The sequence below is a fragment of the Candidatus Pelagibacter sp. HIMB1782 genome (assembly GCF_052047475.1).
In the GTDB taxonomy this organism is placed as follows: Bacteria; Pseudomonadota; Alphaproteobacteria; order Pelagibacterales; family Pelagibacteraceae; genus Pelagibacter.
In genome coordinates this window covers 1-26,677 of the sequence record NZ_JBNAKE010000001.1, presented here as the reverse complement: position 1 = coordinate 26,677, position 26,677 = coordinate 1, and the positions used below count along the sequence as shown (strand labels likewise).

Here is a 26,677-nt window from a genome sequence, read left to right as displayed (position 1 = left end):
CATGAATAGTTTAGAGGATCTAGAAAAAAAAATTAATTCTGAATTAACCACGAAAATTAATAATTCAGAAATAAAACATAATCAAATTTATCTAGAAACAGATAAAGATGATTTTTTAGATGTAATTTTATTCTTAAAAACTAATCTTGATACAAAATTTCGGCAGTTAATAGATATTACTGTTGTGGATTATCCTGAAAATAATCAAAGATTTCAAGTAGTTTACTTATTTTTAAGTCATGAATTTAATCAAAGACTAGTTCTAAAATACTCCATTTCTGAAAATGAAGTTATACCTTCTTTAACAAGTGTTTTTCCTGCAGCAAATTGGATGGAAAGAGAAGTTTTTGACATGTATGGTGTAAATTTCAAAGATCATCCCGATTTAAGAAGAATACTTACAGATTATGGCTTCGAAGGACATCCTTTAAGAAAAGATTTTCCTTTAACTGGTCATTCCGAAGTTAGATATAGCGAAGATCAAAAAAAAGTTATTAGCGAACCAGTTAAACTAGAGCAAAATTATAGAAATTTTGATTACGAGAGTCCTTGGGAAGGAACAAAATACATTAAAGAAGAAATTAAAAATAATGACAAAAAAAATTAAAAATTTAAATCTAAATTTTGGTCCTCAACATCCAGCAGCTCACGGTGTATTAAGATTAATATTAGAATTAGACGGTGAGGTTGTTGAAAAAGCAGACCCACATATAGGTTTGCTTCACAGAGGCACTGAAAAATTAATTGAAAACAAAACATATATGCAGGCTGTTCCTTATTTTGACCGTTTGGATTACGTAGCTCCAATGAATCAAGAACATGCCTTTGCTCTTGCTGTAGAAAAAATTCTTAAAATAGATGTGCCGATCAGAGCTCAGTATATAAGGGTTATTTTTTGTGAAATAGGACGAATATTAAGTCATATTCTTAACGTAACAACTCAAGCACTTGATGTTGGCGCTTTAACTCCATCACTTTGGGGTTTTGAAGAACGAGAAACATTAATGACATTTTACGAAAGAGCCTCTGGATCAAGATTACACGCCAACTACTTTAGAGCAGGAGGTGTTCACCAAGATTTACCAAAAGGTTTAGAGGAAGATATCTCAAACTTTTGCGATACATTTCCAAAAGTGATTAATGATTTGGAAAGTCTTTTAACAGACAATAGAATTTTCAAACAAAGAAATGTTGACATTGGAATTGTAAGTAAAGAGGATGCTTTAGATTATTCTTTTTCAGGAGTTATGATTAGAGGATCAGGAGTACCTTGGGATTTAAGAAAGTCTCAACCTTATGATTGTTATGAAGATTTAGATTTTAAAATACCAGTTGGAAAAAATGGTGATTGTTACGATAGATATTTATGCAGAATTGAAGAGATGAAAGAGAGTGTTTCTATTATCAAACAGTGTTTATCTAAAATGGAAAAAGGACCAATTAAATCATTAGATGGCAAAATTAGCCCGCCATCAAAAAAAGATATTAAGCAATCAATGGAAGCGTTAATTCATCATTTTAAACTATTTACTGAGGGTTATAGAGTGCCTAAGGACGAGATTTACACAGCTGTTGAAGCACCTAAGGGAGAATTTGGAGTTTATTTAATTTCTGATGGTTCAAGCAAACCTTATAAATGCAAGATTAGAGCCCCAGGTTTTTCACATTTGCAATCAATGGATTATTTAATTAAAGGACACATGTTAGCAGATGTACCAGCGGTTTTAGGTTCATTAGACATTGTTTTCGGTGAGGTGGATAGATGAGTTTAAGAAAACCAGCAAAAGATCAACCAGAAAGTTTCGAATTTAATACTACCTCTTTAGAAGCAGCAAATAATATTGTTGCAAAATATCCAAAAGGAAAACAACAAAGTGCTGTAATGGCCTTACTTTATATTGCTCAAAGACAAAATAATAATTGGATACCATTAGCTGCAATGAAGTATATCGCTAAGTTTTTAGACATGCCTTATATAAAAGTTTATGAGGTTGCCACTTTCTACACAATGTACAATCTATCTCCAGTTGGAAAATATTTTGTTCAAGTATGTACTACAACACCTTGTATGATAAGAGGTGCAAATAAATTGGTTGAAGCTTGTAAGGAAAAAATTTCTGAAAATGAATGTGAATTATCAAGTGATAAGAGTTGTTCATGGATGGAAGTTGAATGCTTAGGTGCATGCGTGACTGCTCCTATGATGCAAATAAATGATGATTATTACGAAGATCTTGATAAAGAAAAAACATCTGAGATTTTAGATAAAATTTTAAACGGAGAGACCCCAAAACCAGGTTCATACAGAGGAAGAATTAATAATGAGCCAGAGAATAATAGAAAAACACTAATGGATTTAAAAAATGCTTAAAGATCAAGATAGAATTTTTCAAAATTTATATAATGATAAAGGTTCTGATGTAGCAGCGTCACAATCAAGAGGTGATTGGTTAAACACTAAAGAAATTACTGAAAAAGGAAGAGATTGGATTATTAATGAAATTAAAGAGTCTCAACTTAGAGGTCGAGGTGGAGCAGGATTTCCTACTGGTTTAAAATGGTCATTTGCACCCAAAGAAGTTGGATCCAGACCACATTATTTAGTTATTAATGGTGATGAGTCTGAACCAGGCACTTGTAAAGATAGAGATATTTTAAGATTTGAACCTCATAAACTAATAGAGGGTTGTCTAATAGCATCATACGCAGTTCAAGCACACGTTTGCTACATATATATTAGAGGAGAATATTTTGTTGATGGTCAAAAACTTCAAGCTGCAATTGATGAAGCTTATGAGAAAAAACTATTGGGAAAAAATGCAGCTGGAACTGGCTGGGATTTAGATATTTATATTCATTATGGAGCAGGAGCGTATATTTGTGGTGAAGAAACAGCATTACTTGAAAGTTTAGAGGGTAAAAAGGGTCAACCAAGACTAAAACCACCTTTCCCAGCTTTGATTGGTTTATATGGATGTCCAACTATAATTAATAATGTTGAAACGATTGCTGTGGTACCAACTATTTTACGAAGAGGAGCGAAATGGTTTGCTTCTTTAGGAAGAGAAAAAAATACAGGTACTAAAATTTTCTGTATTTCTGGAAATGTTAACAATCCTTGTAATGTAGAAGAGGAAATGAGCATTCCTTTAAAAGAATTAATAGAAGTTCACGCTGGTGGAGTGATTGGCGGATGGGATAATTTACAAGCTGTAATACCAGGTGGATCCTCTATGCCTCTAATTCCAAAAGACAGATGTGAAACATTAAAAATGGATTTTGATGCGTGTGTCGAAGAAAAAAGTGGATTAGGGACAGCAGGGATAGTGGTTATCAATAAAGATCAAGACATTATTAAATGTATGGCGAGAATTGCTAGATTTTACAAACATGAAAGTTGTGGACAATGTACACCTTGCAGAGAAGGTTCTGGATGGATGTGGAGAATGCTTGAACGTATGGCAAAAGGTGATGCAACTAAAGATGAAGTAGACATGTTAGGAGATGTAACAACCCAAATCGCTGGTCATACAATTTGTGCATTTGGAGAAGGTTCTTCATGGCCAGTTCAAGGTTTGTTAAGACATTTTAAAAAAGAAATTCAAGAAAGAAATAATTTGGACCCAATTGTTCAGAAAAAAAATAATATACCTTATTTGGTTGATCAACATTTATTAGATAAAAAAAATGCTTAAATTAAAAGTAAATGACATTGATGTAGAAGTTGAAGAAGGACTTACAGTTCTTCAAGCCTGTGAGAAAGCAGGAGTTGAGATACCTAGATTTTGTTATCATGAAAAATTATCTATAGCTGGAAATTGTAGAATGTGTTTAGTGGAAATGGAGAAATCACCGAAACCCATTGCATCATGTGCAATGCCTGCTGCAGAGGGAATGAATATTAAAACAAACACAAGTTTAGTTGAAAAAGCTAGAAAAGGTGTAATGGAATTTTTACTAGCAAATCACCCTTTAGATTGTCCTGTATGTGACCAAGGTGGTGAGTGTGATCTTCAAGATCAATCAATGTTTTATGGGGTAGATAAATCAAGATTTAAAGAAAATAAAAGAGCAGTTCCTGAAAAAAATATGGGCCCATTAATCAAAACTCAAATGACAAGATGCATACATTGTACAAGATGTGTGCGATTTGCCACTGAAGTTGCAGGCGTTCCAGAACTTGGTGCTATAGGTAGAGGTGAGGATATGCAAATTACAACATATCTTGAGCAATCAATGCAATCAGAATTATCTGCCAATGTAGTTGATTTATGTCCTGTTGGAGCTTTGACATCAAAACCTTATGTTTTTGAAGCGAGACCATGGGAGTTAAAAAAGACTGAAACAATTGATGTCATGGATGCAATAGGTTCAAACATTAGAGTTGATACATACGATTGGGAAGTAAAAAGAGTTCTTCCAATAATTAATGAAGATATTAACGAAGAATGGATTTCAGATAAAACTAGATATGCGTGTGATGGCTTACTTCATCAAAGATTAGATACCCCTTATATCAAATACAATGGTAAATTTGAGAAAGCTTCGTGGCAAGAAGTTTATAAAATAATAAAATCTAAATTAGAAAATACATCAAAAGAAAAAGTATCTGGTTTTGTTGGAGATTTAACAAACATGGAAACTGCGTACATTTTTAAAGAATTTTTTGACCGAACACTTGAAACTGATAATTATGAATCAAGATCAGATAATAGATATATTAATATTTCAAAAAGAGAAAATTATTTGTTTAATTCCTCAATTAACGGAATTGAAGATGCTGATTTAATTTTATTGTTAGGCGCCAATCCTAGGTATGAAGCCACAATATTAAATGCAAGAATTAGAAAATCTTATCTAAATAATAGTACGAGAATTGTATCATTAAATGATTGTGGAGATCTAACTTATCCTTATGAAAGCTTAGATGGACAAACTAAAACAATAAAAGAAATTATAGATGACACACATAAACTTTCAAAAGAAATAGAAAGTGCAAAAAAACCAATGATAATTATTGGTGAATCTTTATTAAGATTAGAAAATGCACAATATTTATTTGATAATTTAAAAGATTTTTTGAATAAAAAAAACAAGTTCTCAGAAGAGTGGAATCCTTTGAATGTTTTATCATGTGATGCAGCAACTGTAGGAAATTTTGATTTAGGGGTTTTAAATAATAAAACAAATTTAATAGAAGATTTAAAATCAAATAAATTTGAAATAGTGTTTTTAATAGGTCAAGATAATTTAAATTTTGTTAAAAAAAATGAATTTGTTATTTATCAAGGGAGCCATGGAGACAAAGGGGCAGAGTGTGCAGATATAATTTTACCTGGCTCAGCTTATACAGAACAAGACGGTTATTATACAAATTTAGAGGGAAAAATTCAAAAAGCATTTAAGGCTTCTTATCCACCTGGAGATGCAAAAGAAGATTGGCAGATAATAAATGAACTAGCTGAATTCATGAATAATAGAAAATTGTTTAACGATAAAGAAGAGCTAGATAGCAGCATGTTAAATTATTTAAAATTGCAAAGTGAAAAACAAACTGAACAAAATAATAACAAATCAATTTCTGATTTTAATAATGAAAATTTAAAAATTGAAATTAAAGATTATTATTTTTCTAATGTTGTTGCTAAATCATCAAAAACAATGATCGAGTGCAATAATGAAAAAATGAATTTAAAATCAACAGGCACAGAAGGTTAAGATGGAATATTTAAATATAATCTTTCAAGAGGTATACAAAATTTTATTTTTGTTAGTTCCAGTTTTGGTTTCTGTAGCTATGATTGTTTGGCTAGATAGACGAGTTTGGGCTTTTGTCCAAAAAAGACAAGGACCTAATGTAGTTGGACCATTTGGATTACTTCAATCATTAGCTGATGCGTTGAAATATATTTTTAAAGAAATAATCATCCCATCAAGCTCAAACAAAGTAATCTTCATATTAGCACCTATCGTTACTATGACATTAGCCTTGATAGCTTGGGCCGTTATACCATTTAGTGCAACACAGGTCTTAGCTGATATTAATGTCGGTATACTTTATCTATTTGCTGTTTCATCGCTAGGTGTTTATGGAATAATTATGGGAGGATGGGCTTCAAACTCCAAATATCCTTTCCTAGGTGCAATTAGATCTGCGGCTCAAATGGTATCATATGAAGTTTCTATTGGAGTTATTATCATCAATGTATTGTTGTGCGTAGGCTCATTGAATTTGAATGACATCGTAATTGCTCAACAAAATCTATGGTTTGTAATTCCATTATTTCCAATGTTTGTAATATTTTTTATCTCTGCTTTAGCTGAAACTAATAGACCACCTTTTGATTTACCTGAAGCTGAAGCAGAATTAGTTGCTGGATACCAGACAGAATATTCAGGAATGATGTATGCAATGTTTTGGTTAGGTGAGTATGCGAATATCTTATTGATGTGTGCTATGGGAGCTATATTATTCTTAGGTGGTTGGTTATCTCCAATAGATATTTATCCATTTACTTTAATTCCAGGTGCAATTTGGTTAATTTTAAAAATTTTACTTTTATTTTTCTTATTTGCTTTAGTAAAAGCAATTGTACCAAGATATAGATATGACCAATTAATGAGATTAGGTTGGAAAGTATTTCTTCCTTTGTCATTAACTTGGGTTGTTTTAACTGCGAGTTATTTATTTTACTTTAACCTTTTACCAACAAACTAATTATGAATTTATCTAGATTTTTTAAAACTATTTTCATGGTTGATTTTGTAGGCGGTTTGTTCATTGCAATAAAAGAATTGTTTAAACCAAAAAAAACAATCAATTATCCTTTTGAAAAAGGAAAAATTAGCCCAAGATTTAGAGGTGAGCACGCTTTAAGAAGATATCCAAATGGAGAAGAAAGATGTATTGCATGCAAACTTTGTGAAGCTGTATGTCCTGCCCAAGCAATTACAATTGAATCTGCTCAGAGAGAAGATGGCAGTAGAAAAACTACTCGTTATGACATTGATATGATGAAATGCATTTATTGTGGTCTATGTGAAGAGGCTTGTCCTGTTGACGCCATAGTGCAAGGTCCAAATTTTGAATTTTCGACAGAGACAAGAGAAGAATTATATTACACAAAAGAAAAACTATTAGATAATGGTGATAGATGGGAGAATATTCTAGACGCTAATATAAAAGCAGATAGTTCACATAGATAAATGATTGCTCACGCTATTTTCTTCTACACTTTTTCTATAATTGCAGTTGTTTCTGCAATAATGGTTACAGTATCTAAAAATACTGTCCATTCAGTATTTTTTTTAATATTAGATTTTATCAGTATTTCTTGTCTATTTATTATGATTGGTGCTGAGTTCTTAGGTATGATAATGTTAATTGTTTACGTTGGAGCCGTAGCAGTTTTATTTCTTTTTGTTGTAATGATGCTAAATGTTGCTCAACAAAAAAATCAATGGTTTGCGTCTGCTGCTAGCTCAAAACATATTCCTGTTGGACTAATTATTAGCACAATCATTTTCTTTGAATTAATTATTGTAATTGGTGGATGGAAGTATAAACCAGAGATTTTTGATGTTAACAATTCATTAAAAGTTTCAGGCTTAAGCAACACACACTCACTAGGTCAAGTATTATACACTGATTACATACATATATTTCAAATCAGCGGTATGATTTTGTTAGTTGCGATGGTTGGGGCAATTGTTCTGACTTTTAGACAAAGATCAAATGTCAAAAGACAAAGTTATCTAAAACAAATTTCTCGTGAAAGAGCAGAAGGAGTAAGTGTTGTAGAAGTTGCTTCCAACAAAGGAGTGAAAATAGATGACTGAGATAGGTTTAGGGCACTATTTAACTTTAGGTGCTGTGATTTTTTCAATTGGAGTTATTGGAATTTTTCTTAATAGAAAAAATATTATTGTTATATTGATGAGTATTGAGTTGATTTTATTAGCTGTAAATATCAACTTAGTTGCTTTTTCAATTTTTCTTGGAGATTTAGCTGGTCAAGTATTTACCTTATTTATTTTAACGGTAGCAGCTGCAGAAGCTGCGATTGGTTTAGCTATAATCGTTGTTTACTACAGAAACTCTGGAACTATCAGAGTTGAAGAAATTGATGAGTTGAAAGGATAATAATGGAACTTTCAATTTTATTTCTTCCATTAATAGCATCAATTATTTCAGGCTTTTTTGGACGTTACATTGGTGATAGAAATTCTGAAATAGTAACTAGTGCATTAGTTTCTATATCTGCAATTTTATCAATAATTGTATTGTATCAGGTAATTGTTAATCAATATGAGGAAAATATTGTTATAGCAACTTGGATTAATTCAGGTTCACTTGATGTTAATTGGTCAATGTTAATTGATCCTCTATCAGCTGTGATGTTGGTTGTAGTTACTTCTGTATCAGCATTAGTCCATATTTATTCTATCGGATACATGTCTCACGATCCACATAAACCAAGATTTATGGCTTATCTATCATTATTTACATTTGCAATGTTAATGCTTGTAACATCAGATAATTTTATTCAATTATTTTTTGGTTGGGAGGGAGTTGGACTTTGCTCATATTTTTTAATTGGTTTTTGGTTTAAAAAAGAGAGTGCGAATGCAGCTGCAATTAAAGCTTTTGTTGTTAATAGAGTAGGTGACTTTGGTTTTGCATTAGGTATTTTTTTAGTCTTTTATTTGTTTGGGACTGTCAATTATGATGAAGTTTTTCAACAAATTCCAACAGTTGTAGATAAAAATTTATCTTTCTTAGGTTTTGAGGTTAAAGCGATAGATTTGGTTTGTTTATTGTTATTTATCGGAGCTATGGGTAAATCAGCTCAAATCTTACTTCATACTTGGTTACCAGATGCAATGGAAGGACCAACACCAGTTTCTGCTCTAATTCACGCTGCAACAATGGTTACCGCGGGCGTATTTTTAGTTGTTAGATGTTCGCCTATATATGAATTTTCTACAGTAATTTTAAATTTGATTACTGTAGTTGGAATGACAACAGCTTTTTTTGCTGCAACGGTAGCATTGGTTCAAACAGATATTAAAAAAATAATTGCTTATTCAACTTGTAGTCAGTTAGGTTACATGTTTTTTGCAGCCGGTGTAGGTGCTTACAATGTTGCTATGTTTCATTTATTTACGCATGCTTTTTTTAAAGCTTTATTATTTTTAGGATCAGGATCAGTAATTCATGCTTTTAAAGATGAGCAAAATATTAATAACATGGGAGGCGTATGGAGAAAATTACCTTACACTTATGCTTTAATGATTATAGGAACTCTTGCTTTAACAGGTTTTCCTTTTTTATCAGGCTTTTATTCAAAAGATGCAATTATTGAATTTGCATATTTGAAAGGAAATACAACAGGTTATTATGCAGCTGGTATTGGAATAGTTACTGCGTTTTTAACGTCAGTTTATTCGTGGAGATTAATATTCAAAACATTTCATGGCGAATATAATAATAAAGAGATTAAAATTGAGGAAACGCACGAGTCACCTTTGGTAATGCTTGTTCCGTTATTTGTGCTTTCTATTGGTGCAATTTTTGCAGGCATGTTATTTAAAGATTTGTTCATTGGACATGGTGGTGAAAATTACTTTTGGTCAGATTCAATCAAATTTTTAGAACCTCTAAGCACAGATCATCCACCAACATGGTTTTTACTTTTAACACCTAGTTTAGTTATCCTATCAATACCTATTGCCTATTACTTATTTGTTAAGAACAAAGAGTTGCCAAATGAAATAGCTTCAATGAATAAACCTTTATACAATTTCCTTGTCAATAAATGGTACTTCGATGAGTTGTATGAGGTTATTTTTATTAAATCATCGAAAAAACTAGGGACATTTTTATGGAAAGTTTGTGATGGAACTATAATAGATGGATTTGGTCCTGATGGAATTTCTTCTTTTATAAAAAAATGTTCAATTAAAGCAAATAAATTTCAAAGTGGTTTTATCTATCAATATGCTTTTGTAATGTTGTTAGGTTTTTCTGCTTTATTAACCTTTTTGATAGTTAAATAATGAGCTTTCCAATTTTATCATCTTTAATCTTGTTACCAACTATAGGATCTCTTTTTCTATTTTTTACAAAAGATAAAGATGGAAATAATTCAACAGCTAAATATGTAGCTTTATTTACAAGTATAGTTAATTTTTTAATTTCTATTTATTTATGGATATCTTTTGACCAAAGCATATCTGATTTTCAATTTGTTGAAGACAGAACATGGATTGAAGGATTTATTAATTATAAAGTTGGTGTCGATGGAATTTCTATATTATTTATAATCTTAACAACCTTCATAACTCCACTTTGTATTATTTCAGTTAACAATTCAGTAAAAAATAGATTACGAGATTTTTTAATTGCAATTTTAATCATGGAAAGTTTCATGATTGGTGTGTTTTGTGCACTTGATTTAGTTGTTTTTTATTTATTTTTTGAGGCTGGATTAATTCCAATGTTTTTAATTATTGGTATTTGGGGTGGTCCAAAACGTGTTTATTCAGCATTTAAATTTTTTCTATATACTTTACTTGGATCGGTCTTAATGCTGGTTGCGATCATTTCAATATACTGGATATCAGGTACAACAGATGTAGTTAAACTTTATGAAATTGGAATTGATGCTAAATACCAAAATTTATTATGGTTAGCTTTCTTTAGTTCTTTTGCAGTAAAAACACCTATGTGGCCTGTTCACACTTGGTTACCAGATGCTCATGTTGAAGCTCCTACGGCCGGTTCAGTTTTATTAGCTGCTATCTTATTAAAAATGGCAGGATATGGTTTTATTAGGTTTTCACTTGGGTTATTTCCAATAGCTTCGGAAATATTCACACCTCTTATTTATACTTTAAGTGTTATAGCAATAATTTTTACTTCTTTTATCGCCTTAATGCAGGAAGATATGAAAAAGCTAATTGCATATTCTTCTGTTGCACACATGGGTTTTGTAACTTTAGGTATTTTTACTCTTCAACAACAAGGTATCGAAGGAAGTATAATTCAGATGATTAGTCATGGATTAGTATCTGCAGCTCTTTTTTTATGTGTTGGAGTTGTTTATGACCGTATGCATTCGAGGATGATAAATTCTTATGGTGGTATAGTTGCCATAATACCAAAGTATTCGATTTTATTTATGTTGTTTACATTAGCCGCTTTAGGATTACCTGGAACAAGTGGTTTTATTGGTGAATTTTTAATTTTAATGGGTGCCTTTAAGGACAATTTTTTAGTAGCCGTGTTAGCAAGCTTAGGAGTAATTTTAGGAGCTGCTTATATGCTTTGGTTGTATAAAAGAGTTGTTTTTGGAAAATTAGTTAATGAAGATTTAAAACAAATGTTAGATTTGAATAAATCAGAATATGTAATTTTAACATGCTTAGCTATACCAACTTTATTTTTTGGTTTTTATCCAGATCCTTTGATTAATACAATTGAGGTTTCCGTTTCAGATTTAATAAATATGCATAATATTAATTTAGCGAGTAAATAAAATGGAAAATTTAAATTTAATTTTACCTGAAATTTTTATTTCATTATCAATAATGTTTTTACTTGTGTTGGGCGTGTTTAAAAAAAATAGTTCAGGCATTACTTTTAACTTGTCTTTATTTGTATTTTTGATCGCCGCTATAATTACTATTAACGAAACTTTCTCTGTGAATAGAGAAACTTTGTTTAATGGCAGTGTTGTAATAGATAAGATGTCTTCATTTATGAAGATAATAACATTGTTGGGCGGTTTTCTAGTATTAGTTATTTCTTCTAGTTATTTAAAAATTTTTAAAATTTTTAATATTGAATATCCAGTTTTAATTTTGAGTTCTGTGCTGGGTATGATGGTCATGATTAGTTCTAATGATCTAATTGTATTTTATATGGGTCTAGAGTTACAATCATTAGCCTTATATGTTTTAGCAACTTATAATAGAGATCAACTAAAATCATCTGAAGCAGGTTTAAAATATTTTGTATTAAGTGCATTATCATCAGGATTATTACTTTATGGATGTTCACTAATTTATGGTTTTTCAGGTTCTACAAACTTCGATGTGATTTCCACACAACTTAATTCAAATGAGTATGTACTGACATTTGGGATAGTTTTTATCTTAGTAGGTTTAGCATTCAAAATTTCAGCAGTTCCATTCCATATGTGGGCACCAGATGTATACGAAGGATCTCCAACTACAGTAACTTTATTTTTCACAATGGTACCAAAAATTGCTGCGTTAACTGTATTTATTAGATTTTTATATGTTCCATTTTTAAATCTAATCGATCAATGGCAAATGATAATTGTATTTTTATCTATTGCCTCAATGCTATTTGGTGCAATTGCAGCAATTGGACAAACAAATATTAAAAGACTAGTTGCTTATAGCTCTATTGGACACATAGGCTACACATTGGCTGGTCTTGCTACTGCTTCTAATGAAGGAATTCAAAGTTCAATAATTTATATTTCAATTTATGTTGTAATGAATTTGGCCCTTTTTTCTTGTTTGTTAATGCTTAGAAGAAACAATCAATATTACGAAGATATTGATGACTTATCTGGTTTATCGAAAAATCATCCATTATTATCACTTTCTTTACTTGTAATATTATTTTCATTAGCAGGGATACCACCATTAGCAGGATTTTTTGCTAAGTTTTATGTTTTCAAAGCAGTTTTAGAACAATCAATGTATTTTTTAGCTATTGTTGGATTGTTATCTACTGTTGTTGCAGCTTTCTATTACTTAAGAATAATCAAGATTATGTACTTTGATAAAGAAAAAGATAAATATGATACGGATCATAGTTTATGGTTAAAATTTTCATTAACTTTTTCTACAATATTAATTCTTTTATACTTCATATTTCCAAGCCAATTAATTGAGGTAGTATCAAGAATTAATATTATTTAATGAAATTTAAGAAATTTAACTTTAAAATAATAAAAAGCACCAACGATACAGCTGCAAGAATAATAAATAAAACTAACTTTAAATTTGGTATGGTTGTTGCTGAAAAACAATTCAGTGGTCGAGGTCAGTATGGAAGAAAATGGATTTCATATAAAGGTAATCTATTTGCCTCTTTTTTTCATCCATTTGATGAAAATAAATTCTCAATAGAAAGAGTTACAAAGTTAAATTGTAAATTAGTTAAACAAACACTTTCTAAATATATAAAAAATAAAATTAACTTTAAAAAACCAAACGATTTATTAATTAATAAAAAAAAGATTAGTGGGATTTTACAAGAAATTATAACAAAATCAGATAAAAAATTTTTAATTACAGGAATAGGGATTAATGTAATAAAAAATCCAAATATTAAAAATTATCCAGCAACAAATTTATATAGAATAACAGGAAAAAAAATTAATAAATCTGAATTAGAAAAAAATTTGAAACTAGTTTTTGAAAATAGAATATCGAAAATGTATAAAATAAATTAATTAATATGTATATTTTAGGTGATATAGGAAATACTGACACTAAAATTTTTTTAGTTTCCAAAAGAAATAAAATTTTAAAAAGAATTACTTTTATTTCAAAAAAAATAAGTAATAAGCAATTAAAAATTTTATTTAAAAAAAATAAAATTCAAATAAATAAAATTGAAAAAATATTGTTTTGCAGTGTTGTCCCAAACACTTTTAAAATTATAAAAAACCACTTTTCTAAAATCACTAAAGTTAAATGCAATGAAGTAAAAAATTTGAATTTAAAATCAATGATTAAAATTAAGGTTGATTACAAGCAGGTAGGTTCTGATAGAATTACAAATGCCATAAGCTTATTGGATAACAAAAATAATTATATAATTTTAGATTTTGGTACTGCTACAACATTTGATGTTTTAATAAAAAATACGTATATGGGAGGGATAATAGCTCCTGGAATTAAGTTGTCTCTTAATACTTTATCAGATAGAGCTACTTTAATCCCAAAAATTGAGCTTAAACGTATGAAAAAAGTAATAGGCAGCAACACACTTTCTGCTGTTAGATCAGGTTTTTTTTGGGGTTATGCTGGTTTAATTGACAATATGATTAATTTAATTAAGAAAGAGACAAGAAAATCCTTTAAAGTTGTATTGACAGGTGGATTTTCTGATTTATTTACAAGTTCGATAAGATCGAATGTTAAACATAACCAAGATATTACAATTAAAGGTCTAATAAAGATTTCTGAGCAAATAAAATAATATGAAAGATGAATTGTTATTTTGTCCACTAGGTGGATCTGGTGAGATTGGTATGAACATGAATTTGTTTGGTTACGGTCAACCAAGCGATCATAAATGGATAATGGTAGATATTGGTGTAACTTTTGCTGATGACACTATACCAGGTGTTGATTTAATTTATCCTGATCCTGGATTTATTGTTGAAAGAAAAGATAACTTGTTGGGTATAGTTTTAACTCATGCACATGAAGATCACATTGGAGCAATCGCACATTTATGGCCAAAATTAAGATGTAAAATATTTGCTACTCCATTTACAGCAGTTTTGATTAGAGAGAAGTTTCGAGAAAAACAAATAGATATTACTAATGATTTACAAATTGTTGAATTAAATGGAACTGTTTCATTAGATCCATTTGAAATTGAATATATAACTTTAACTCATTCAATTTTAGAACCCAATGGCTTAAGAATAAAAACTCCTGCTGGTGTAATTTTACACACAGGAGATTGGAAAGTAGATCCCAATCCACTTATTGGTGACAATATAAATGAGAAGAGATTAAAAGAAATTGGTGATGAAGGAGTATTAGCAATGATCTGTGACTCTACTAATGTTTTTAGTGCTGGCAAGTCTGGATCTGAACTTGATGTTAGAAAAAATATGTTAAATGTAATGTCGAGATTGAAAAAGAGAATTATAATTACTTCATTTGCATCTAATGTAGCAAGAATGGAGACAGCATTTTATTGTGCTGAGCAAACAGGAAGACAAATTTCACTAGTTGGAAGATCGATGCATCGTATTTACAAAGCTGCACGTCAATGTGGATATTTAAAAAATACAATTGAACCAATTGACCCTCGTGAAGCTAAAAATTTCTCAAGAGAAAAAATAGTTTATCTTTGTACAGGTAGCCAAGGAGAACCAATGGGAGCCATGATGAGAATTTCTAGTTATGTACACCCTGATGTATTTATTGAAAAAGGTGATGCTGTGATATTTTCATCAAAAATTATACCTGGAAATGAAAAAAAACTTTATAAATTGCACAACCAACTTGTTAAAGATGGTATAGAAGTGATATCTGAAGAAACTGAATTTGTTCATGTTTCAGGTCATCCAAATAGAGAAGATTTAAAAGAAATGTATCAATGGGTTAAACCTAAATGTGTAATACCTGTACATGGTGAACATAGGCACATGATAGAACACATAAATTTTGCAAAAGAAATGCAAGTTCCATATCCTGTACAAGTAGAAAATGGTGATATAGTTAAGTTATATCCTGGTAATCAGCCTGAAGTTTATGACAAAGCTCCAAGCGGTCGATTATATTTAGATGGCAATGTAAGTGTTGATCCAGACTCACAGTCAATAAAAGATAGAAAAAATTTGAGTGCAAATGGATATCTTGAAGTAACTTTAATGATAACATCTAAAGGAAATATTCATAACAATCCTGTGCTTTCTTTTCGTGGGTTGCCAGTAGATGATAGAGAAGAATTTGTTTATGGGCTAGAAGAAGAAATAGAAAAAACTTCTAGAACTTTTAAAATTGGAAGCAAGCAACAAGAGCATAATTTAATTGATGCATTGAAAATTGCCTGCAGAAAATTTTCTAAAGAAAGAACGGGAAAAAAACCTTTCACTAATATTAACTTAGTTAGAATTTAATGAGTGTAACTGGTTTAGCAATTATCTATGTAATTATATGGTGGATAGTTTTCTTTGCTATACTTCCTATTGATGTAAACAGAGCAAAAACAGTAAAAATTGATGGTGAAGATCCAGGATCACCTGAAAACCCAAAAATGTTGAAAAAATTCCTGTATTGCACTGGCATAACTACTGTAATTTTTATTATTATTTATTTGCTAATAAAATTTGAATATTTAAATTTAAGAAATATGATTAGTTAAGATGCTTTTATCAAATTCATTTATTCCTATATTAAAAAATAATCCTTCTGAAGCAAAAATTAAATCTCATCAGTTAATGTTGAGAGTTGGTATGATCAAGCAAGCTTCAGCAGGAATATACTCATGGTTACCTTTAGGCTTCAAGGTAATGAAAAAAATAGAACAAATTGTTAGAGAGGAGCAGAATAAAATTGGAGCTCAAGAAATATTAATGCCAACAATTCAATCCAGTGAGATATGGAAAGAAAGTGGTCGATATGATGATTATGGTGAAGAGATGCTTAGAATAACCGATCGTCAAAATAGAGAAATGCTTTATGGACCTACCAATGAAGAGCAAGTAACAGAAATTTTTAGATCTTCAATCAAATCTTATAAATCATTACCCCAACTTATGTACCATATACAATGGAAATTTAGGGACGAAATAAGACCTAGATTTGGAATAATGAGGGGAAGAGAATTTTATATGAAAGATGCCTATTCATTCGATGTATCAGATGAAGAAGCTTTTTTTTCTTATAATAAATTTTTTCTTTCATATTTAAAAACTTTTAAAAGATTAGATTTAACTGCAATACCTATGGCAGCTGACACAGGTCCAATTGGAGGAAATTTATCTCATGAATTTATTATCCTAGCAGACACAGGAGAAAGTAAAATTTTTACTGATAAAAGAATTTTTGACTTAAACAGTGATGATACTCAATTAGAAAAATCTTCGTTAGAAGAAATGAGAAAAAAATATGAGCTATATTATGCTGTGACTGACGAAAAGTTTAACAAAGATGAATTTGAAAAAATAGTTTCTAAGGAAAATCAATTAATCACAAAAGGTATTGAGGTAGGTCACATATTTTATTTTGGTGACAAATATTCAAAACCTATGAATGCGTCAGTAGATTTGCCAGGTGGAAAAAAAGATTTTGTTAAAATGGGTTCTTATGGAATTGGTGTATCAAGGTTAGTAGGGGCCATAATAGAAGCAAAATATGATGAAAAAAATGAAATCATGAAATGGCCATTGTCTGTTGCTCCATATGATATTGCTTTGATACCGATGATAAATAAAAACGATAATTCAGCACTAGATAAGGCAAATAATATTAACAGCGAGTTATTAAAAAATAATATTGATGCAATTATTGATGACACAGATGAAAATTTTTCATCCAAAATCAAAAAAATGAATTTGATTGGGGCTCCGTACCAAATTATCATTGGTAAGAAGAATGAGGGAGATTTGCTAGAGTTTAAAGAAACAGGTGGTGAAACTCAAAACTTACCTTTAAACAAAATTATAGAAATTATTAATAAACAAAAAAATTCAAATTGATTTCTACTTTAGAAAAAGAAATTACTTTTAGATTTTTAAAAGCTAGAAAAAAAGATGGCTTTTTAAATGTCATTTCAATATTTTCCTTCATTGGAATAAGTCTGGGTGTCGCAGTTCTTATTATTGTTATGTCAGTAATGAATGGTTTTAGAACTGAATTAATCAATAAAATTGTAGGATTTAATTCACACGTAACTGTTAAACCTTATTCAAATTCAATAGATGAAACTAAAATAAATAAAAATAATAAGCTAAAGTCAATCTCTAAGAATATTATTTTTAGTAATTCAGGAGAGGCAATTATTCTTAAAAATAAGAATACCAAAGGAATAGTGTTACGAGGCTATAAACAAAATGATCTTTCAAATTTAGAAGTATTAACAAATGAAAAATTTAAAGGCGACTTAAGTCTATTTGATGAAAACCTTATATCAATTGGAAGCGAACTAAGTTTTTCCCTAAATCTTGAAATTGGAGATGAATTGACTCTAATGTCACCATCTGGTGTTCAAACAATAATTGGCAGTATGCCGAAGCAAAAAACTTTTATTGTAAATTCAATTTTTAACAGTGGTTTAGCAGAATTTGATAACAATATTGCATTTATTGAACTTAATGTTTTAGAAGAGTTTTTTGGATATGATCCAAACGAAAGAAATTTAGAAATTTATCTTAAAAATCCAAATAATATTGAGTCCCAAAAATTAATAGTGAAACAAGTTTTTGATGATGAGTTTGTTATTAGTTGGGCAGATATGAATAGTTCATTATTTTCAGCTCTAAAAGTTGAACGGAATGTTATGTTTATTATTTTGTCATTAATAATAATTGTTGCCGCATTTAATATTATTTCAGGATTAACTATTTTAGTAAAAAACAAAACAAGGGATATTGCCATCTTAAAATCAATTGGAGTATTAAATAAATCAATAATTAAAATATTTTTTTTAGTGGGAGTAATAATAGGTACTTCTGCAACAATTTTTGGTATTTTTTTAGGTGTAACTTTTTCTATTTATATTGAGAATTTTAGAAATTTTTTAAGCTCAGTTTTCAATATAAGTTTATTTCCTGAAGAAATATATTTTTTAAGCAAGATGCCTTCTGAGATCAATCCGACATCAATTATTCTAATTTCAGTTTGCTCAATAATTATAACTATTTTAGTATCAATTTTTCCAGCTTTTAAAGCGGCTAGATTAGATCCAATTAAATCTTTAAAATATGAGTAAGTATTTAGAATTAAAAAGTATATCTAAAAGCTTTGAGACTGAAAAAAAGATTAAAGTCCTAAAAGGTTTGTCACAAAATTTTGAAAAAGGTAAAATTTATTCAATCATGGGCCCTTCTGGTTCAGGTAAATCAACTTTGTTAAATTTAATTTCTTTAATAGACAGACCTTCATCAGGTCAAATTATGTTTAATCAAAATCAAATTAATTTTAATGACACAGAAGAAAATGATATTTTTAGATCAAAAAAAATTGGTATTGTTTATCAACAAAACAATCTTCTTTCTGATTTTACTGCCATCGAAAATATTTATTTAGCATCACTTGCTAACAATAATGACAAAGAATTAGCAATTGCAAAGGCTAAAAAATTATTAAAAAAAATTGGTCTTTCAAATAGATCAAATCACTTTCCTTCTCAACTTTCAGGTGGTGAGGCTCAAAGAGTAGCTATAGCAAGAGCTATAGTAAATGATCCTGAAATAATCTTGGCAGATGAGCCAACAGGTAGTTTGGACATGAATACAGCAAAAGAAGTTTTTAAACTTTTATATAATCAAAAAAAATCAGATAGATTAATAATATTTGCAACTCACAATAGATTTTTTGCTAATAAGGCAGATTGCCTATTGGAGATGAGAGATGGTATTATAAAATCGTCTAATGTCTGAGTCATTAAATCAAAACTTTAATCATTTAAAAGTCCATACACAATATTCTATATGTGAAGGTGCGGCCAAGATTGATGATTTACAAGAATATTGCAAATCAAATAAAATTAAATCTTTAGGAATAAGTGACACTCTTAATTTATGTGGAGCTTTAGAATTTGCAGAAAAAATTTCTAAATCTGGAACACAGCCAATTATTGGTACTCAAATTAATTTTAAACTAAATGATACAACTGGGTTGTTACCTTTATTTGCCTTGAATGAAACAGGTTATAAAAACATTATTGAATTGTCCTCGAATTCATATTTAGAAAATGATGAATTAAGTGACCCTCATGTAAATTTTGATGAATTATTAAAAAATTCTGATGGTGTTTCAGTTTTTTCAGGTACAGTTTTAGGTCTTTTTGGAAAATTATTTGATAAAGGAAAATTTACAGAAATAAAAGAAATTTATACAAAAATTAAAGAAGTTTTTGGAGATAGGTTTTATTTAGAAATTCAACGACACAACGACACTAATGAAAATGGGTTTGAAAAATTTAATCTAAAAAGGTCTATAGAACTAGAAATACCAATAATTGCTACTAATGAAGTTTTTTATTTATCAAAAGATATGCATGAAGCACATGATGCTTTGATTTGTATTGGTAACAAAACCTATATTAATGAAAAAAATAGATTAAAATTAAGCGATCAACATTATTTAAAAACTAACTCTGAAATGACAGAGTTATTTGCTGATATACCAGAGGCATTAGAAAACAATTATAACTTTCCTTTAAGATGTAATTTTAGACCATTATTCTCTAATCCTATATTGCCAAACATTAGTACTGATAAAGATGGTAATGCAGATGATCTTTTAACTAAATATTCTTTAGAAGGACTGAGAGATAAATTTTTAAAAGTTTTTAATGTTAAAGATAGCGAACTTGAAAATGATAAAAATTTTCTTCTTTATAAAGAAAGACTAGATCATGAACTTTCAATAATCATTAAAATGAAATATTCGAGTTATTTTTTAATTGTATCTGATTATATAAAATGGGCTAAAGAAAATGATATACCAGTTGGTCCTGGTAGAGGTTCAGGTGCTGGATCATTGGTTGCTTGGTGTATATCAATTACTGATGTTGACCCAATTAAGTTTAATTTAATTTTTGAGAGATTTTTAAATCCAGACCGAATTTCTATGCCTGATTTTGATATAGATTTTTGTGAGGATAAAAGAGATCTTGTTTTTGAATACTTAACAAAAAAATACAAAGATAGTGTCGCTCACATAATTACTTTTGGTAAACTTAAGGCAAGGATGGTGATCAGAGACGTTGGTAGAGTTATGGGATTACCTTATGGGTTTATTGACAGCATATCAAAAATGATACCTTTTGATCCTTCCAGACCACAAAATTTAACTCAATGTATAGCTGGAGAGCCAAGATTACAAAAACTCATTAATGAGGATACCAGAGTTAAAAAATTAACAGAGTTATCATTGAAATTAGAAGGTCTAAATAGAAATGTTGCTACTCATGCAGCAGGAGTTGTTATTGCAGATAAAAAATTAACAGAAGTAGTACCTTTGTATAAAGATAATTCTGCAGATTTACTTTTACCTTCAACACAATTTGATATGTATTCAGCTGAAAATGCTGGTTTAATTAAATTTGATTTTTTAGGGTTAAAGACATTAACAGTAATAAATAACACTCAAAAATTAGTTAGAAAAAAAGATAAAAAATTTAATATTGAAGAAATAGATTTTGATGATCAGAAAGTTTTTGATCTATTATCATCTGGTAAAACAGTAGGCTTATTTCAAATTGAAAGTGCTGGAATGAGAGAAGCTTTGCTTCATATGAAGCCAAATCATATTGAAGATATTATTGCACTAGTAGCATTATATAGACCAGGCCCAATGAGTAATATACCAACCTATAACGACTGTAAACATGGAAAGCAAAAACCTGATTACTTACACCCATTATTGGAAGATATTTTAAAACCCACATATGGGGTAATTATTTATCAAGAGCAAGTAATGCAGATTGCTCAAAAACTCTCAGGATTTACCGCAGGTCAAGCCGATCTTTTAAGAAGAGCAATGGGTAAAAAGAAGAGAGCAGAACTAGAGAAACAAAAACAAGGTTTTATTGCTGGAGCAGTTAAAAACGGTATTGCTAAAGATGTTGCAGCTGGAATATTTTTAAAAATCGAACCTTTTGCAGAATATGGTTTTAACAAAAGTCATGCTGCAGCTTATGCAATAATTTCTTATCAAACTTCATATTTAAAAACTTATTATCCTAAAGAGTTTATTGCTGCATCAATGACTATGGATATTTCTAATCAAAATAAATTAAGTGAGTTTTATGAAGAATTAAAAAGACTTAATGTTGAAACAATTAGACCTGATATTAATGAATGTTTTGCTGATTTTAGAACTATTGATGGAAAATTTTATTATGCCTTAGGTGGAATTAAAGCTGTAGGTTATGAGGCAATTTCTAATATTGTTGAAGAAAGAGAGTTAAATGGAAAATTTGAGTCTATTAATGACTTCATAAATAGAGTTAATCCAAAAGATATAAATAAATTACAATTAGAGGGATTAGTAAAAGCAGGAGTATTTGATAATTTAAACTCAAATAGACAAGCAATCTTTAACTCAATACCTAATTTAATTTTAAAAAATAAAAATGTTTCTGAAAATAAGCTAGCCAATCAAATAGATTTATTTTCTGATAATATTGAAACAGAGGAAGACATTATCGTTAAAATAGAAGATTGGAAATTTGAAGAGAGATTGTCAAAAGAATTTGAAGCAGTAGGTTTTTTTATATCCGATCATCCGTTAAATCAATTTACAGAAATTTTCGAAGACTATAAAATTAATGATTATGCAAAATTCTTATCAGATGATAATTCAGAAAATGTTAATGTAGCTGCAACATTACTTAAAGTTCAAGAGAGAAAAACTGCTAAAGGAAATGCGTATGCTGTATTAAAGTTAACAGATTTAAACAGTGTATTTGAAATATTTATTTTTGCAGATTTGTTAGAATTAAATAGAGAAATCCTAAAAGAAGGCAACTCATTAATTTTGACCTTGGTTAAGAATATTTCTAATGATGAAAACCGTTTTAAAAGAATTAATGTTCAAAAAATAGCTTCTTTAAAAGATTTATTTAATAGTCCAATTAATGAAATATCATTTAATGTTAAATCTATTGAACAAATCCAAGAGATTTCAAAATTCTTAAATCAAGACGGCAAAACCAAAGTAAAATTTAATCTTTCAACAGAAGATCAAATTTTAAATTTTCAATTAAAAAAACCAATGAATCTTGATAGAAAATCTTTAAATCTTTTAAGAAAACAGCAAATTCAAGCAGAAATTAGCTAAATAAAACTTGTCAATTTTAACAAATGTTTGTAAATAACCATTAAATTAAATTAACACGCACACAGTTGTTGGTTTTATACCTCCGGTCCTTAATTGGAAATTACTGTGGTGGCTTAACCGGGAATAAATATGAAAATACCAAATGTTACAATTCAACAATTATTAGAAGCTGGTGTTCATCTTGGACATAAAACTTTGAGATGGAATCCAAAAATGAAGAAATACATTTTTGGAAAAAGAGACTCAATTCACATCATAGATTTAACTCAAACACTTGAGTTAACTAAAGTGGCTTTGGAAAAAGTCTATAATACAATAGCAAATAATGGAAAAATTTTATTTGTATCAACTAAAAAACAAGCATCAGAAGCAATAGCAGAAGTTGCTAAAGAAACAGATCAGTACTTTGTCAACTACAGATGGTTAGGTGGAATGTTAACTAATTGGGGAACAATATCTAATTCAATAAAAAAGTTAAAAAAATTAGAAATTGATTTGACAGCTGAAAATAGAGGTTTCACTAAAAAAGAACTTCTTAAAATGAGCGTTAAGAAAGATAAACTTCAAAGATCATTAGGCGGTATTGCAGAAATGAAGAAAGTGCCTGAATTAGTTTTTGTAATTGATACTAATTATGAGTCATTAGCTATTGCTGAGTCATCTAAATTAGGTATTCCTATAATTGCTATTTTAGATAGCAATTCTAATCCTGATAACATTGATTATCCAATACCAGGAAATGATGACGCGAGAAGAGCAATAGATCTTTATTGCAACTTAATTAAGGAAACAATTAATAATGCAAAAAGTTCAATTCAATCATCTGAGACTAAGCAAGAAAAAGCAAAAGAAAGTAATGATGATAGCAAAAACAAAACTATTCAAGAAATTGATAGAGAAAAATTAGAAAAAAAATTCTCTAACGAAGATAAAGGAAAGTTGAATTAAAATGAGTGATATAGAAAAAGTAAAAAAATTAAGAGAAGCGACAGGTGCTGGATTTAAAGATTGTAATCTAGCAATCAAAGAGTCTGATGGTGATCTAGATAAAGCAATTGAAATTTTGAGAGTTAAAGGAATATCAAAAGCTTCAAAAAAAATGTCTAGAGATGCTAAAGAGGGTGTTGTTGTGGTATCAGGTGATGATAATAAAACTTCTGTTATAGAAGTAAATTGTGAAACCGACTTTGTTGCGAAAAATGATGACTTTATAAACTTTGTTAAAGAATTAAGTGAATTAAACAATCAACACAACTCTAATCAAGATGAGTTAAAAAAAGCTGTGATGAAAAATGGTCAAAGTGTAGATGATAATTTGGTAGCGCTAATTGCAAAAATTGGTGAAAAAATTACGATTGGAAAATCAAAAACTATTGAAAATAAAAGTGGAGTAAATAACCATTACCTACACACAGTTGTAAAAGATAATGTAGCAAAATTAGCAGTATTAGTATCTCTTGATACAAGCGATAAATCAGATACAGTTAAATCATTTGGTAAACAATTATCTATGCATATTGCTGCTTCAAATCCTTTGGCATTAGAATCAAATTTAATCGATCAAGCAGTTATTGATAAAGAACAAGAACTTGTTGCTGAAGAATTGAAAAATTCAGGGAAACCTGATGAAATAGCAAAAAAAATTAGCTTAGGAAAAATGAATAAGTTTAAAGAAGAGAATGCTCTCTTAACACAGGCTTGGGTTATGGAACCAAAGAAAAAAGTTCAAGATATAGTTAAAGAACTTTCAATTGCAGATTTAAAAATTAAGGAATTTTTCAGAATAAAAATAGGAGAGTAGATGTTTGATGAAAAATCTTATGGTGTAAAAATGGATAAAGCCATAGATGTTTTTTCTAAAGAGTTATCTTCTTTAAGAACAGGAAGAGCAAATGCGGCAATGCTAGATCTTGTTAAAGTTGATGTCTATGGTCAGCAAATGCCAATCAATCAAATTGGGAGTATAACAACACCAGAACCCAGAATGATAAACATTCAAGTGTGGGATGCAAACAATGTGCCTCTTTTAGATGCAGCAATAAAAAAATCTGATTTAGGTCTTAATCCACAAATAGATGGTCAATTAATTAGACTTCCTGTACCAGAATTGAACGAAGAAAGAAGAACTGAATTGAAAAAAATAATAAAGTCAATTGGTGAAAAATGTAAGGTTTCTATAAGAAACATCAGAAGGGAAGCAAACGAAGAGTTGAAAAAATTACTAAAATCTAAAGAAATTGGTGAGGATGAAGAAAAATCAAAAGAAAAAATTATTCAAAATATTACAGATGAGCACATAAAATCCGTCGATGGAAAAGTAGATTCAAAAGAAAAAGAAATAATGACAATATGAACCCTCTTAATCATGTAGCCATAATTATGGATGGCAATGGAAGATGGGGTTTAAAAAATAAAAATTCAAGAAATTTGGGTCATAGTGAAGGGCTCAAAGTAGTAGAATATATTATTCAAGAAACAATTAAAAAAAAAATTAAATTTTTAACATTATTTGCATTCTCAACTGAAAATTGGAAAAGACCAAGTTATGAAATTAATTATCTTTTAAATTTATTAGAAAAATTTTTAAAAGAAAAAGCAAAAAAATTTAGCAAAGAAGATATAAAACTTAAAATAATTGGAAAAAAAAAATTTTCAAATAAATTGAATAAGTTATTAACTGAAGCGGAAAAAAAAACTTCAAATAATAAGAAATTACAAATTAATTTAGCATTAAATTATGGATCTAAAGATGAATTAATTCACGCAGTGAAGCATATAAGTAAAAAAAAAGAAGCAATAAATCAAAAAAATTTTGAAAAATATCTTTTTACTAAGAATATACCAGATCCAGATATTTTAATAAGAACTGGAAATCATAATAGATTAAGTAATTTTTTATTATGGCAATTAGCTTATTCAGAAATTTTTTTTATCAAAAAATTGTGGCCTGATTTTAATATTCAGGATTATAGAAAAATTATTTATAAATTTAAAAAAATAAAAAGAAATTTTGGAAATATTTAATGAAATCAGAGTTTCAAAAAAGATTAATAAGTTCAATTTTATTAATACCGGTTTGTTTTTTATTAATTATAGAAGGTTCAATTTTATTCAATTTATTTTTAATTTTATGTTTTTTCTTGACTATTTTAGAATGGAATAAAATGTCAAAAAAAAAAAATTATTTAAAAACATTTGGTTATATATTTTTATCTCTATCATTTATTAGCACATATCTTCTAAGAAATCATTTTGATGAGCATATGAGCTTTATTTTATTTTTATTTGTAATTGTTATTTGTATTTCTACAGACATAGGCGGTTATACTTTTGGTAAAATGTTTAAAGGACCACGATTAACCAAAATAAGTCCAAACAAAACTATTGCTGGGATGTTTGGTAGCTACATACTATCTATAACTTCTATAATATTTCTCATTTATATATCTAGTGAATCTTTTGAAACAAATCTTCAATTAAATATTCAAATTTTTATTATAACAATTTTAATATCTTCTATTAGTCAAATCGGAGATATTGTAATTTCTTATTTTAAAAGACTTTCAAAATTAAAAAATTCTGGAGATTTGATACCTGGTCATGGTGGAATTCTTGATAGAATTGACGGTATGTTATTTGCATTTCCATTTTCTTTTCTAATTTTCTTATTATTTAAAATATGAAAAAAAAAATTGCAATACTAGGAGCTACTGGATCAATTGGATTAAATTTAATTAATATTATTGAAAAAGATAAAAAAAATTTTGATATTGTTTTACTATCTGCTAATAAAAACTATAAAAAATTATTAAACATTGCAAATAAATTTAAAGTTAAAAATGTTATAATTTCAGATCCTGAAATTTATCTAAAATTA

25 protein-coding genes and 1 pseudogene are annotated in these 26,677 nt (G+C 28.9%); all 26 read left to right on the top strand.

From position 1 onward, the window contains the following. Nucleotide 1 precedes the first annotated feature (1 nt). Complete coding sequence (locus ACTTAO_RS00130) at nucleotides 2–607, top strand: NADH-quinone oxidoreductase subunit C (RefSeq protein WP_440690214.1); 606 nt, start codon at nucleotides 2–4, stop codon at nucleotides 605–607. Next, complete coding sequence (locus ACTTAO_RS00125; RefSeq protein WP_218836792.1) at nucleotides 591–1,766, top strand: NADH-quinone oxidoreductase subunit D; 1,176 nt, start codon at nucleotides 591–593, stop codon at nucleotides 1,764–1,766. Before ACTTAO_RS00130 ends, ACTTAO_RS00125 begins: the two co-directional genes overlap by 17 nt. Further along, complete coding sequence (gene nuoE / locus ACTTAO_RS00120) at nucleotides 1,763–2,371, top strand: NADH-quinone oxidoreductase subunit NuoE (RefSeq protein ID WP_440634898.1); 609 nt, start codon at nucleotides 1,763–1,765, stop codon at nucleotides 2,369–2,371. The genes ACTTAO_RS00125 and nuoE overlap by 4 nt, the downstream gene beginning before the upstream one ends. After that, a complete protein-coding gene (gene nuoF, locus ACTTAO_RS00115) occupies nucleotides 2,364–3,695 on the top strand; it encodes an NADH-quinone oxidoreductase subunit NuoF (RefSeq protein ID WP_440690212.1) in 1,332 nt (443 codons plus the stop codon). The genes nuoE and nuoF overlap by 8 nt, the downstream gene beginning before the upstream one ends. Continuing rightward, a complete protein-coding gene (gene nuoG, locus ACTTAO_RS00110; RefSeq protein ID WP_440690210.1) occupies nucleotides 3,688–5,718 on the top strand; it encodes an NADH-quinone oxidoreductase subunit NuoG in 2,031 nt (676 codons plus the stop codon). Before nuoF ends, nuoG begins: the two co-directional genes overlap by 8 nt. A gap of 1 nt (nucleotide 5,719) precedes the next feature. Beyond that, nucleotides 5,720–6,718, top strand: a complete 999-nt coding sequence (nuoH, locus tag ACTTAO_RS00105) for an NADH-quinone oxidoreductase subunit NuoH (protein WP_440690208.1) — start codon at nucleotides 5,720–5,722, stop codon at nucleotides 6,716–6,718. 2 nt (nucleotides 6,719–6,720) lie between these two features. Continuing rightward, entirely contained in the window at nucleotides 6,721–7,206 is a 486-nt protein-coding gene (gene nuoI / locus ACTTAO_RS00100; protein ID WP_075506642.1) for an NADH-quinone oxidoreductase subunit NuoI, read from the top strand. Beyond that, nucleotides 7,207–7,839, top strand: coding sequence for an NADH-quinone oxidoreductase subunit J (locus tag ACTTAO_RS00095; protein ID WP_440690206.1), 633 nt, complete (start codon nucleotides 7,207–7,209; stop codon nucleotides 7,837–7,839). Beyond that, nucleotides 7,832–8,143: an NADH-quinone oxidoreductase subunit NuoK gene (gene nuoK, locus ACTTAO_RS00090; RefSeq protein WP_075506644.1), complete on the top strand. Its 312-nt coding sequence runs from the start codon at nucleotides 7,832–7,834 to the stop codon at nucleotides 8,141–8,143. The genes ACTTAO_RS00095 and nuoK overlap by 8 nt, the downstream gene beginning before the upstream one ends. A gap of 2 nt (nucleotides 8,144–8,145) precedes the next feature. Next, nucleotides 8,146–10,059, top strand: a complete 1,914-nt coding sequence (gene nuoL / locus ACTTAO_RS00085; RefSeq protein ID WP_440690204.1) for an NADH-quinone oxidoreductase subunit L — start codon at nucleotides 8,146–8,148, stop codon at nucleotides 10,057–10,059. Further along, a complete protein-coding gene (locus ACTTAO_RS00080) occupies nucleotides 10,059–11,540 on the top strand; it encodes an NADH-quinone oxidoreductase subunit M (protein ID WP_440690202.1) in 1,482 nt (493 codons plus the stop codon). Before nuoL ends, ACTTAO_RS00080 begins: the two co-directional genes overlap by 1 nt. 1 nt (nucleotide 11,541) lies before the next feature. Then, nucleotides 11,542–12,960: an NADH-quinone oxidoreductase subunit NuoN gene (gene nuoN, locus ACTTAO_RS00075; RefSeq protein WP_440676817.1), complete on the top strand. Its 1,419-nt coding sequence runs from the start codon at nucleotides 11,542–11,544 to the stop codon at nucleotides 12,958–12,960. Beyond that, the gene (locus ACTTAO_RS00070) at nucleotides 12,960–13,496 is read left to right on the top strand and encodes a biotin--[acetyl-CoA-carboxylase] ligase (protein WP_440690200.1); all 537 of its coding nucleotides are present in this window, start codon (nucleotides 12,960–12,962) and stop codon (nucleotides 13,494–13,496) included. Before nuoN ends, ACTTAO_RS00070 begins: the two co-directional genes overlap by 1 nt. A gap of 5 nt (nucleotides 13,497–13,501) precedes the next feature. After that, nucleotides 13,502–14,248 (top strand): type III pantothenate kinase, encoded by a 747-nt coding sequence (locus ACTTAO_RS00065; protein WP_440690198.1) that lies wholly within the window; start codon nucleotides 13,502–13,504, stop codon nucleotides 14,246–14,248. Between the two features lies 1 nt (nucleotide 14,249). Further along, on the top strand, nucleotides 14,250–15,908 hold the full coding sequence (locus tag ACTTAO_RS00060) for a ribonuclease J (RefSeq protein WP_440690196.1): 1,659 nt from the start codon (nucleotides 14,250–14,252) through the stop codon (nucleotides 15,906–15,908). Next, a complete protein-coding gene (locus ACTTAO_RS00055; protein WP_075506651.1) occupies nucleotides 15,908–16,153 on the top strand; it encodes a DUF1467 family protein in 246 nt (81 codons plus the stop codon). Before ACTTAO_RS00060 ends, ACTTAO_RS00055 begins: the two co-directional genes overlap by 1 nt. A 1-nt stretch (nucleotide 16,154) precedes the next feature. After that, nucleotides 16,155–17,489: a proline--tRNA ligase gene (gene proS, locus ACTTAO_RS00050; protein WP_440690194.1), complete on the top strand. Its 1,335-nt coding sequence runs from the start codon at nucleotides 16,155–16,157 to the stop codon at nucleotides 17,487–17,489. Beyond that, the gene (locus ACTTAO_RS00045) at nucleotides 17,486–18,721 is read left to right on the top strand and encodes a lipoprotein-releasing ABC transporter permease subunit (RefSeq protein WP_440690192.1); all 1,236 of its coding nucleotides are present in this window, start codon (nucleotides 17,486–17,488) and stop codon (nucleotides 18,719–18,721) included. The genes proS and ACTTAO_RS00045 overlap by 4 nt, the downstream gene beginning before the upstream one ends. Then, nucleotides 18,714–19,391, top strand: a complete 678-nt coding sequence (locus ACTTAO_RS00040; RefSeq protein ID WP_440690190.1) for an ABC transporter ATP-binding protein — start codon at nucleotides 18,714–18,716, stop codon at nucleotides 19,389–19,391. The genes ACTTAO_RS00045 and ACTTAO_RS00040 overlap by 8 nt, the downstream gene beginning before the upstream one ends. Continuing rightward, nucleotides 19,384–22,800 (top strand): DNA polymerase III subunit alpha, encoded by a 3,417-nt coding sequence (gene dnaE / locus ACTTAO_RS00035; protein ID WP_440690188.1) that lies wholly within the window; start codon nucleotides 19,384–19,386, stop codon nucleotides 22,798–22,800. The genes ACTTAO_RS00040 and dnaE overlap by 8 nt, the downstream gene beginning before the upstream one ends. A gap of 129 nt (nucleotides 22,801–22,929) precedes the next feature. Continuing rightward, the gene (rpsB, locus tag ACTTAO_RS00030) at nucleotides 22,930–23,748 is read left to right on the top strand and encodes a 30S ribosomal protein S2 (RefSeq protein WP_440690186.1); all 819 of its coding nucleotides are present in this window, start codon (nucleotides 22,930–22,932) and stop codon (nucleotides 23,746–23,748) included. 1 nt (nucleotide 23,749) lies between these two features. Continuing rightward, on the top strand, nucleotides 23,750–24,601 hold the full coding sequence (gene tsf, locus ACTTAO_RS00025; protein ID WP_440690184.1) for a translation elongation factor Ts: 852 nt from the start codon (nucleotides 23,750–23,752) through the stop codon (nucleotides 24,599–24,601). Then, on the top strand, nucleotides 24,602–25,153 hold the full coding sequence (gene frr / locus ACTTAO_RS00020; protein ID WP_440690182.1) for a ribosome recycling factor: 552 nt from the start codon (nucleotides 24,602–24,604) through the stop codon (nucleotides 25,151–25,153). Next, nucleotides 25,150–25,824: a polyprenyl diphosphate synthase gene (uppS, locus tag ACTTAO_RS00015; RefSeq protein ID WP_440690180.1), complete on the top strand. Its 675-nt coding sequence runs from the start codon at nucleotides 25,150–25,152 to the stop codon at nucleotides 25,822–25,824. The genes frr and uppS overlap by 4 nt, the downstream gene beginning before the upstream one ends. Next, nucleotides 25,824–26,483 (top strand): phosphatidate cytidylyltransferase, encoded by a 660-nt coding sequence (locus ACTTAO_RS00010; protein ID WP_440690178.1) that lies wholly within the window; start codon nucleotides 25,824–25,826, stop codon nucleotides 26,481–26,483. The genes uppS and ACTTAO_RS00010 overlap by 1 nt, the downstream gene beginning before the upstream one ends. Continuing rightward, nucleotides 26,480–26,677: pseudogene (locus ACTTAO_RS00005) on the top strand (1-deoxy-D-xylulose-5-phosphate reductoisomerase); the annotation flags it as partial. The gene ACTTAO_RS00010 and the pseudogene ACTTAO_RS00005, both read left to right, overlap by 4 nt.